This window comes from Bacillus sp. 7884-1 (assembly GCF_002272245.1).
Classification (GTDB): Bacteria; Bacillota; Bacilli; order Bacillales; family Cytobacillaceae; genus Neobacillus.
This window is the reverse complement of sequence record NZ_NPDD01000102.1, coordinates 1-10,226: the sequence shown is the minus strand read 5'-3', so window position 1 is coordinate 10,226 and position 10,226 is coordinate 1. Positions and strand designations below refer to the sequence as shown.

The following is a 10,226-nucleotide window of genomic DNA, read 5'->3' as shown; positions in this document are numbered from 1 at the left end:
CTTCCGCACAAATCAACAGGGTTCTAAAAGCAAAATTCACCTTTAACACAGCCTATACAAAAAAAAGAATCAGAAATATACGTTTCTGACTCACTTTATCTTTTATTAAATTTACCATCGCCGGTTTTGCTGTTGATATTCCGATACTCTGATGGAGAACTTCCTACTATTCTCTTAAAATTGTTACTAAAGTAAGCTAAATCAGAATATCCCACTCTTTCGGCAATCTCAGACATTCTTAAGGTTGTATTTTGCAATAACCGCTTACTTTCTTCAATTCGTAGTTCCGTGATATAATCAACAAACTTTTTGTTAAGCTGTTGTTTGAACAATTGACTGAGGTAACTGGGATTTATGTGAATACTCTCTGCTGCATCTTTTAATGTAATTTGATCAAGAGGCGTTTTATTTATATAATCCAGTACTCGTTCAATCGTTGATAACGGAACATGATCATTGTTAGGAAGTGGGTGATTACCCGTATTAACATCGTTACTTTTTCCATTTAACCATTTCTCTAGACAAACCTTTATTTCGTTCTCCTCAACCGGTTTTAGGAGGTAATCACTTACACCGTTCCGTATTGCCTTCTGGACAAACTGAAACTCATCATGGACAGAGATAACAATAACATCATATTCCCCTTCTAGACTACTTAGTTCCTTAACCAAAGCTAGTCCGTCCATAATCGGCATTCGGATATCTGTTAATATCAGGTCCACATCATTCGTCTTTATCCAATCTAATGCTTCTAATCCATTTTGGGCTTCATGGACAACCTGCAAGGGAAGATTCAATTTATTTATCGTCCATTTAAGAGCGGTTCGTACCCACCTCTCATCGTCAACTAACAAGACTTTTTTCATCCAATTTCCCTTCCCTCTGTCATTTCCTTCATCGGCAGCTGCATCTCGACCACTGTGCCGGATTCCAATTGACTTCTGATTGCAAGTCCATACTCCGCACCAAACACATAATGAATTCTTTGGTGGACATTTAGTAATCCAATATGTTTCCCATCTGAGTTTGTCGTCTTCTGCTCAAGCTTCCTTGTAAGTTCGTCTAACTTGTAATTCGGAATACCAGCACCTGTATCTTCTATTCGAATCGCAAAAGAAGATTCAGAATGGGAAACTACTGATATGGTAATTTTGAATTTTTGAAAGCTTTGCTCATAGGCATGAACGAAGCAATTTTCAACTATCGGCTGAAGTGAAAATTTGACTACCTCTTGCTCTATTGCCCATGGAGGAATATTAATCTCATACTCGAATCGATCTTCAAAACGAAATTTCTGAATCTGAAGATACGTTTGACAAAACTTAATTTCTTCTCCCAAGCTTACGGTGGACGAATCATTTTTAAGATTATAGCGGAGAAGCATTGCTAAAGAAAAGGACATAGTTGCAATATTTTCCTGACCTTCTTCTAATGCCATACCCCTAATCGTCTCAAGGGAATTATATAAAAAATGAGGGTTCATTTGAGACTGCAGCATCTTTATTTCAATTTCTTTCTGTTTGAGTGACATTTCAGTTTCTTTTAATTTTGAGACATATACTTCTTCAAGCAAATTGGATAGTTTTTCAACTGTATTGTTAAATCCAGCCGATAACTGACCAATTTCATCCTTGGCTTCTACTGGAACCCGACCGCTTAGGTTTCCGATCTCAACTTCCTTCATAAACTTCTGCAGGCGTCGTATCGGACGAATCAAGCTTGTTGCAAATCCGAATCCCACTGTGTAGGCAATCATTAATGAGATGATAATCGTCAAAACAATCGTTCTTCCGATTTGAATAATTCCCCCTGTTAAATCTTTATAGGGCACCGCCGTAAAGAAACTCCAGCCAATATTCGGGGAATAGGTATAGGTTACAAAATCCTTTCGGTCGTTCTTTAATATTTGTGTACTGCTTTCGTTATTTTGAAGTTGTGAGAGCTGTCTAAATTCGACCTCTTTTCCAAGCTTTGAATAATCGGGATGATAGACATAGTGCCCTTTTGCATCTAAGATAAAAAAATAGCCATTCCTGCTAACTGTTACTTTATTTGAGATTTCCTCAATCCTTCTGAAGTTTATATCTATAATGAGCATTCCTACAGGCATAAGCGTATCAGGATTGTATAACCTCCTGACAAGTGATATAACCGGCTGCTCTTTATTTTTAAGTTTAAGCGTTCTCGTTACTAGCATTGTCATTCCGTTTAAAGGTACGGATGAATACCAATATTCTTCTTTTATATTGGTTGAAGGATAGTAATTCCGCAGCCCCAAGGTATCAATGACAATATCATCATCCACCAGCACAGTTATATTGGAAATATCAGCTCGAGAATACGCCGCATTTCTTAGTGTATTCCTAGCTGATTCCACCACATGATTACTTTTTTCTTTCTTAAAAAGGCTGGATAATTCAGGGGAGTTGATAATTTTTAAGCTTGTAATCTCAAAATCTTGTAAATAATATTCAATATGTGATTCTACTTGATCAATAACCTGTGCACTATGTTGGCGGAGCTCATTTTCCAATTCTACGGAAGAGCGGTTGTAGGATATAATTCCCACTGAAAGCAAAGGAATGATAACGAGAAAGCTGGAAAAAATGCAAAGCTTCATCATTAGTGATTGATTCTTTAACAGAATATACCGTGCAATAAATTCTTCTGCTTTTCTCCATCGCTGCTGCATTCTTTCACTTCCTCATAAGTTTTCTGATTCTTACCTATTATCAAAACAGAAAAGACCCAGCTGATAAGTGGATAAATTTACCAGCTAGGCGTTTTTGTAACTAAAGATTATGGACGTGCTTCTTCAATTGCATCCATTACTTCTTTATACTCTTTTGTATACTCATCAACCATAGGCTTTACAGCATTTGTCCATGGTTTAAGATCTTTGACTTCGGTAAATGTTACACCTGCGTCTTTTAATTTCTTTTCTGAACGTTCTTCATATTTATCCCACTCTGCTCTTTGTGTTTCTACAGAATCAAGAGCAGCTTGTTTAATAATCTTTTGGTCTTCTTCGGAAAGCTTATCCCATGCTACTTTACTAATTAAGAGAACTTCAGGTATACGTTGGTGATGATCAAGAATCAAGTTTTTAGCTTCTTGATAATGGTTAGATGAATCTAAACTCGGCAGGTTATTCTCAGCCCCATCAATAATTCCTGTCTGAAGGGCACTGAATACTTCTCCATATGGCATTGGTGTCGCACTAGCTTCTAAGGCAGCCATGAAATCAATATTGATTTTACTTTGTTGAACACGAATCTTTTGTCCTTTTAAATCCTCTACATTTTTAAGAGATTTTGTTGAGTAAAAACTACGTGAACCAGAATCGTAATAAGCTAATCCCTTCATCTTAGATTGCTCAAGTCCATCTAGTAATTTCGTTCCCATATCTCCATTTAAGAAGTTCCAAAGATGGTCTTCACTCTCAAATACATAAGGAAGTCCTAGTGGTGTAAACTGATTATTGAATTCAGCAAGTGGACTAGAATTGATTCGAGTAAACTCAATGGCCCCAAGCTGAACCTGTTCAAGTACTGATTTTTCATCGCCTAGTTGTGCAGATGGATAGACTTCAATTTTGATACGTCCATCTGTTCTTTCCTCAACTAATTCAGCAAACTTTTTGTCACCAAGTACAGTTGGATAATCTGGCGGCTGATTGTCAGCTAAGCGGAACGTATAAGATGGTTTTTCTTCTTCCTTGTTCCCCTCACTTTTAGTGTTAGTTGTTTCTTTCCCGCCGCATGCAGCAAGGATTGTTCCCATTAAAAGTGTTGCGGCTAAAATACCAGTAAACTTTTTGCTTATCAAAATCTACACCCCTTTTTATTTTTTATATAATCTTCACCATTCAATAGGCTACTTGACTAACATATTTGGAAGCCACATAACAACCTCTGGAATATAGGTGATAATTAACAGAACAACTAGTAAAGCATAGAAAAATGGCATCATGGCTTTCGTTGCTTGCTGGATCGAGACCTTTCCAATCGCCGCTCCGACAAATAAAACGGTTCCAACTGGCGGTGTCAATAAGCCAATACCTGCGTTTAAGATAAGGACAATCCCGAAGTGGACAGGGTCCATGCCAAAACTCGTAACAACAGGAAGAAGAATCGGTGTCATAATCAAAATCATTGGAGCCATGTCCATTGGTGCACCAAGAAGAAGCAATAAGATATTAATAATTAATAAAATAACGATTGGATTATCAGAAACACTTAAGAACAGGTCTGTCACCATAGCAGGGATTTGCAAATAGGCAAGGATCCAGCCAAAGGAGGCGGATGCTGCTATTAAGAAAAATACCATTGAAACCGTCCTCATTGTATTTGTGAGTATTTTCCAAATACTTGAGATTGGTGCTTCTCTATAAATGACAAATGCTAGAATAAATGAATATAAGCAAGCCAACGCACCGGACTCAGTAGCCGTAAACCAGCCACTCATGATTCCGCCTAGGATAATGACAGCTGGACTTAAAGATAAAAGACCGTGAAAGAGAATTCCGCCGATTTGTGATCTAGGCACTGGGTCCGCTTTCTGATATCCTCGTTTTCTAGCAATAATATAACCTGTAATCATAAGAGAAATTAACATAATGAATCCAGGGACAATTCCTGCCATAAATAGACTGGCGATGGATACACCCCCGGCAGCTAACGAGTAAAGGACCAAGTTATGACTCGGAGGTACAACTACACCTTGGATAGCAGATGCGATGGTAACACCAACAGCATAATCTGCTTCATATCCTTTCTTTTTCATCATAGGAATCATGACAGATCCGACTGATGAAACGTCTGCGACTGCGGACCCTGAGATGTTGCCAAAGAACAAGGCAGCCACACTATTTACCATTGCAAGTCCGCCACGTATTCTTCCTACTAGTAAACTTGCAAAATTTACGATCCTTGTTGCGAGTCCCCCTTCACTCATTATTTGTCCTGTCAGGATAAAGAATGGGATGGCTAGCAGGGAAAAGGAGTTCATTCCTTGAATCATTTGCTGGCCAATAACCGGAAGTGGAATTTTCATATAGATTACTGTTAGCAAGGACGAAGCCACAAGCGTAAGAGCAATCGGAAAACGCAGCAGGACTAGAATAACAAAGCTTGAAAGTAAGATGATAATTCCGATTGTGTTCGTATCCATTTTACAAATCCTCCTCCAAATCCTTATGTCTTGTAGTATTAATATTGAAGAATTGCAGGAGTGAGTAACCGCAAATCATAACACCTGTGATCGGCATCGCCAGATATGTGATACTACTAGGAAGTTTTGTTGCTGGCAGAGTCGATTCCGCCGTCAACAATGTAAATTCCCACCCCTGGACTACGAGGTAATAACCAAAAGCAAAAACGGAAGCACTAATGATTTTATCTAAGACTTTATTAAAAGATTTAGGAAATAGATTGGTAAAGGAATCAATACCTAAATGTATATATTCCCGAAAGCCTATCGCAATGGCCATAAAGGCGAACCATGCAAGCAGTAACAATGTAATTTCTTCGGACCAAAAGAATACAAAATTAAATAATTTCCGTGTCATGACCTGTGTTGTTACAATAAAAATTAACGCTACCAAAAATAGTAAAGTGAATTTTTCGAAAATAGAATCGATAGCTTTAAACACCTTTTTAATATAATCCAAGTGTATCCCCTCCTTTGTTGAAACCGTTTACTTACTTATCATTTTACGAATTAGGAGGAAGATTTAAAATGTTGTTTTTTTAGAAAAATTTGTGATTTTTTTAGGATTAAGATTTTTTGGTAAGCCTTTTCATTTGAATGATTGATATCTTTCAAGAATAAGGTGCTACGTGGTTCTCTTTTGTTTGTTCAATAAACTTATTAAATAGATTCAGTTTAACATTCAGGCTCTATACCGTCAATATGGTCTGACGAGAACCATTTTTAGTGTAGAATTTCCCAAAAAATGTCTAATAGTCCAAAACCCTAAGATAAAAGTCCATAACCTATCAAAAAAAGTCCAAAACACCCTAAAAAAGTCCAATACAAAAAAACGACCCAATTTAGGTCGTTTAAATTCATTCATATTCCGCTAAAATCTCTTCAATTGTAAAGTTTAAGCCATAATAAACGTACAAAGCAGCCATCGAGGAGGGCTAGCACTATCGATTTCCGAAATCATCTGGCAACAGACCGTTCAAAAGCTGTAAATTGATATAGACATCAGCCAACATTTACTAATAGGTATCTATTTCCTTCCAAACCCGCTCATAGACCTTTTTTAATGGAATATCGTGGAGTCGTGCAAGGCTCTTACATTCCTCATACTCCGGTGCCCGCTGCACGACTTGGCCATTGAGGATCCCTTCTTTTACGGTTACGGTTCCCCACTCGGTTTCTACCTTTTTGAACACTCTTTCTAACCGGTGGACGGTTAACGGATAATACCGGACACCTAGTGTTGTTGTTTCCTTAAAAAGTATTTCCTTCATATTGTTTAGATTTTGATTAGAGCAGAGTAACTGAAGCAAGATTCCTGGTCTGTTTTTTTTCATATAGATAGGGGTATAAAAAACGTCATTTGCCCCCGCCTCAAAAAGTTGGTCCATTACGTAACCAAGCCATTCTCCAGGAATATTGTCTAAGTTAACTTCCATTTTAATCATTTGATCATCAAGATGTTCATAATTAGGAGGGTGAGAGCTCATTTGGTTTACTCCTCTATTTCTATTCGCCAATGATGACTCGAACAACATTAGGACGGTCTTTAAACGTTTTTGTCCCGGCACCATAACCTATTGAGCTAACTTTCATTGAAGGAATAGAGCAAAATTCCTCAGCTAGAACCGCGATAATTGCTGCCCCAGTTGGTGTAGTAAGCTCAAATCTCACCTCTGAGTGTTCAATCGGGATTCCTTTTAAAATCTCGAGGGTCGCAGGTGCAGGTACTGGATAGATTCCATGGTCGATACGAATTTTTCCCGTACCTACTGGAATTGGTGAAGATTTAATAACGGATATTTCTAACTGATGGATTAAAATGGCTGCCCCAATAATATCGATAATTGAATCTACGGCACCCACTTCATGGAAATGAACATTTTCTAAATGTACTCCATGAATATGCCCTTCCGCTTCACCAATTTTTTTAAAAATCTTCAAAGCCGTATCTTTCACTTGTTGAGAAAAATCAGCCTCTTCAATTAGTCTAACAATATCTTTATACGAGCGATGGTCATGATGGTGATGGTCATGATCGTGGTCATGGCTATGTGTGTGTCCATGGGCATGATCGTGGTCATGGATATGAGCGTGTTCATGGGTATGAGCGTGTTCATGGTCATGATTGTGATCATGGGTATGAGTGTGTCCATGATCATGAGTGTGGTCATGGGTATGAGTGTGTCCATGATCATGAGTGTGGTCATGGTCATGATTGTGATCATGGGTATGAGTATGTCCATGATCATGAGTGTGGTCATGGTCATGATTAACTAGAACCACATCAAACTTTGTGCTCGTAATCCCATTCTTAATGACCTTTTTCCATTTCAATTCATATTCATCTTCTATTTTAAGCCTCTTTAATTCTTCTACTAATTTGACCGGGTCCGCACCTGCATCAATGAGAGCCCCAATAACCATATCCCCGCTTACTCCTGAAAAACAATCAAAGTAAAGTGTCTTCATTTCTTTCCCCTTTTTGAGCAAGTTGATGTATTAATACGGCGTTATACCCTCCGCCAAAACCATTATCAATATTGACAACACTGATTCCAGAAGCACATGAATTCAGCATCGTCAGCAAAGCCGATAACCCGTTAAAGTTAGCCCCATAGCCGACACTCGTAGGGACGGCGATTACAGGATGGGAAACGAGTCCTCCCACAACACTCGGAAGTGCTCCTTCCATCCCGGCTACCACTACAGAGACCGTCGCCTTTTGAATTTCTTCAGCATGACTAAGTAAACGATGAATCCCAGCTACACCGACATCATAAATTCGATGGACGCTGCTTCCTAGTATTTCTGCGGTAACCGCTGCTTCTTCTGCGACCCTTAAATCGGAGGTTCCTGCAGCAACGATTGCTATGTATCCGTGAGTGTTTTCGTTTGTTTTTTGCTCTTTCCAAAATAGAATCTGAGCAATTTCATTATAAGTAAATTCAGGACAAGCTCGCTTAACGATTGCTGCTTTTTCCTCCGAGATTCTTGTTACCATAACCTGATTATTCCTTGCCCTTAGTGCTTGAATAATCGATATAATTTGTTCAGCTGTTTTCCCTTCGCCATAGACGACTTCCGGGAAGCCCTGCCGTTTCTTTCGATGATGGTCTACCTTTGCAAAACCTAGATTTTCAAATGTCGCTAACTGTTCTTTTGCTTCGGTAATACTGAGGGTACCTTTTTGAACTTGTTCCAAAATCTTTTCAAGCATTCGTTTCCCCCCTTTTATTTCTATTATGATTCTATACAATATCCTTGATGAAGGACAAATCCCTTGGTTCCTTCACCAGTTTTGTCCTTCATTGCCTTGATGAAGGACAAATCCCCTGGTTCTTTTGCCAGATTTGCCCTTCAGAGACCTCTTTTAGAAAAACTTCACCATTTCCTTAGCAAGCTTTTCATAGTTTTCATATATCGCTTTATATCGTTTACTGTTTTCTTTATTAGGTACAACACCACTGCCCATTGGAATATTCTTTTTGATTTCTTCAAAAGAATCCACTTTACCAATGCCCACTAAAGCGGTCCATGCAGCTCCCCATGCGGCACTGTGATGACTTTCAGAGACATAAATTTCCGCTTCAAAAATGTCAGCCATCATTTGCAGCCAGAGCGGTGACCTTGCCAATCCACCGTTAACGTAGATTTTTTTAGGCTCGCCCGCCAGCCTTTCCAGCGCTTTCCCGATTTGATAGAGATTAAAAGTGATTCCTTCCAGGACTGCTCGGATAAAATGCTCTTTTTTATGGGTAATCGAAACTCCATAAAAATTGCCTTTTGCCTGTTGGTTCCAGATTGGCGCTCTTTCCCCATTTAAGTAAGGCAGGAATAGAATTCCCTCTGCACCAGGAGCAACCTTTTCTGCGTCTCCTAAGAAATCCGTAAAATCCCTTTGGTCATTTAGAAGATCTTTTAACCATTGTAAAACGATACCGCCGTTATTTGTCGGACCGCCTACAATCGATGACTCTGCTGTAAAGGAGTAACAAAATGTTTCTTGATTTTCATCAATTTTTACCCCTTGATTGATTTGTCTGATTGCACCGCTTGTACCCACGGAAACCGCAACTTCTCCAGGTAAAATTGCTCCAATCCCAAGGTTCGCCAACTGACCGTCCGCAGCACCCATTACAAATGGCATTTCTGGATTAATTCCCATTTCCTCAGCAATTTCTCTATTTAGACCCGCTAACACTTTTGTTGGAGGAACGATTTCGGATAACTGTTCCTTCTTAATACCTGTTAACTCGAGCAATTCCTGTTCCCATTCAAGAGTCTGAGGATTGAATAATCCTGTCGCTGACGCCATAGAATAATCGATTACACGTTCATTAAACCAGCAATGAATTAAATACTCTTTTATCGACATAAAGAAAGCTGCTTCTAGGTAAGGCTGATAATTTGTTTCTTTCATCCATAGTAATTTTAAAAACGGAGTCATCGGATGGATTGGTGTTCCTGTTTTTGCGTAAACATGGCTTCCAATTGTTTTCTTTATGGCTTCTGCTTGTCCTGTGCTTCTGCCATCCGCCCAAATAATGGCAGGAGATAGAGGTCTTCCGTCTTCGTGAACACAAATAAGGGAATGCATCGCAGCTGAAAATCCTAAAGCGATCAAATCATCCTTTTCGACCCCTGCTTTTTCAATCGCTTCCCGAATAGCGAGGACAGCTGAACGCTCGATTTCAATTGGGTCTTGTTCTGACCAGCCTTGCTGGGGATATTGAAAGGTGTTCATTTTTTCTGCTTCTGAAGCTAATTTTCCATTTAAGTGAAATACACAGGCCTTTACACTAGTCGTTCCGATATCAAGCCCAATTACAAACTCTCTTGGCATACTCATCTTCCTTTTCAAATAACGATATATATGTTGTCAATTATAATTGTCTATTATTGTCATTTCTATTACATTAATAGAAAAGGCTTTGGATTTTTCCCAAAGCCTCCTTTAAAATAAGGCTGTGTTAAATTAGGCTGTTGATTTGTGCTCCAGGCGCTTCGCTTTCCGC

Annotated in this window: 9 protein-coding genes and 1 pseudogene; all 10 read right to left on the bottom strand. The window is 38.9% G+C overall.

The genetic code is table 11. The features are described 5' to 3' along the window. Positions 1-95 precede the first annotated feature (95 nt). Entirely contained in the window at positions 96-866 is a 771-nt protein-coding gene (locus CHI06_RS13245; protein ID WP_095249027.1) for a response regulator transcription factor, read from the bottom strand. Beyond that, positions 863-2,692, bottom strand: a complete 1,830-nt coding sequence (locus CHI06_RS13240) for a sensor histidine kinase (protein WP_095249026.1) — start codon at positions 2,690-2,692, stop codon at positions 863-865. The genes CHI06_RS13245 and CHI06_RS13240 overlap by 4 nt, the downstream gene beginning before the upstream one ends. Before the next feature lie 107 nt (positions 2,693-2,799). Beyond that, complete coding sequence (locus tag CHI06_RS13235) at positions 2,800-3,828, bottom strand: TRAP transporter substrate-binding protein (protein ID WP_257009271.1); 1,029 nt, start codon at positions 3,826-3,828, stop codon at positions 2,800-2,802. Positions 3,829-3,876: 48 nt separating this feature from the next. Continuing rightward, on the bottom strand, positions 3,877-5,172 hold the full coding sequence (locus tag CHI06_RS13230; protein WP_095249025.1) for a TRAP transporter large permease: 1,296 nt from the start codon (positions 5,170-5,172) through the stop codon (positions 3,877-3,879). 1 nt (position 5,173) lies between these two features. Continuing rightward, positions 5,174-5,671, bottom strand: a complete 498-nt coding sequence (locus tag CHI06_RS13225) for a TRAP transporter small permease (RefSeq protein ID WP_095249024.1) — start codon at positions 5,669-5,671, stop codon at positions 5,174-5,176. A 397-nt stretch (positions 5,672-6,068) separates the two neighbouring features. Continuing rightward, positions 6,069-6,143, bottom strand: a pseudogene (locus tag CHI06_RS30925) (DUF2529 domain-containing protein); the annotation flags it as partial. 84 nt (positions 6,144-6,227) lie between these two features. Beyond that, positions 6,228-6,698 carry a nickel insertion protein gene (gene larC / locus CHI06_RS13215; protein WP_095249023.1) on the bottom strand — a complete coding sequence of 157 codons (471 nt, stop codon included), beginning with the start codon at positions 6,696-6,698 and terminating at the stop codon, positions 6,228-6,230. Between the two features lie 19 nt (positions 6,699-6,717). Continuing rightward, complete coding sequence (locus tag CHI06_RS13210; RefSeq protein ID WP_095249022.1) at positions 6,718-7,680, bottom strand: LarC family nickel insertion protein; 963 nt, start codon at positions 7,678-7,680, stop codon at positions 6,718-6,720. Then, positions 7,661-8,428, bottom strand: coding sequence for a nickel pincer cofactor biosynthesis protein LarB (larB, locus tag CHI06_RS13205; protein WP_095249021.1), 768 nt, complete (start codon positions 8,426-8,428; stop codon positions 7,661-7,663). Before larB ends, CHI06_RS13210 begins: the two co-directional genes overlap by 20 nt. A gap of 153 nt (positions 8,429-8,581) precedes the next feature. Further along, a complete protein-coding gene (locus tag CHI06_RS13200) occupies positions 8,582-10,054 on the bottom strand; it encodes a gluconokinase (protein WP_095249020.1) in 1,473 nt (490 codons plus the stop codon). Between the last annotated feature and the right edge of the window lie 172 nt (positions 10,055-10,226).